Origin of the sequence: Streptomyces sp. 13-12-16 (genome assembly GCF_002114215.1) — a bacterium.
Lineage (GTDB): Bacteria > Actinomycetota > Actinomycetes > Streptomycetales > Streptomycetaceae > Streptomyces.
The window spans coordinates 1-569 of sequence record NZ_NCTE01001361.1; the positions used below are offsets into that span (position 1 = coordinate 1).

The 569-nt window shown below is 78.0% G+C and carries 1 protein-coding gene; it reads left to right on the plus strand.

What is annotated here, in order from left to right; translation table 11 throughout:
• Positions 1 to 569, plus strand: a 569-nt coding sequence (locus tag B7767_RS40850; protein WP_218775865.1) for an IucA/IucC family protein, incomplete at both ends; no start/stop codon positions are given.

Below are 569 nucleotides of genomic sequence, written 5' to 3' on the forward strand. Positions count from 1 at the left end.
GCTCGCCTACGGGCCCGAGCACGGGCCGGTGGTGGAGCTGGGACTGGTGCCCGTGCCGGAGGACGGGTGCCTGGTGTCGGGGGTGTGGCCGGGGTGGCTGCGGGAGGCGGGGCGGGTGGTGGTCCCGGTGCATCCGTGGCAGGCCGCGCACGTGCTGAAGCGGACGGGCGGGGAGCGGCTCCCGGCGCATCCGCTGATGGCGCTGCGCACCCTCGCGCTGCCGGGGGGTCCGCACGTCAAGACGGCGCTGAGCGCCCGGCTGACGTCCTCGGTGCGGGACATCTCGCTCGGCTCGGTGGCCGCGTCGGCGGCGCTGTCGGACTTCGGGGAGGCGGTGGCGGCGCGCACCGACGGGCTGCTGCACGTCACCCGCACGCTGGGCGCGGTGGCGGCCGGGTCGCCCGATCTGGCGGCGGTGCTGCGCGAGTCGCCGGAGGTGTACGCGGCGCCCGGGGAGCGGGTCGTCCCGGTGGCGGCGCTGACGACCACCGGACTGCCGCACTCCCCCGCCTGGTCGAGCCGGTTCGCGCGGCTCGCGCTCACGGTCGGGCTGCGGCTGCTGGAGCTGG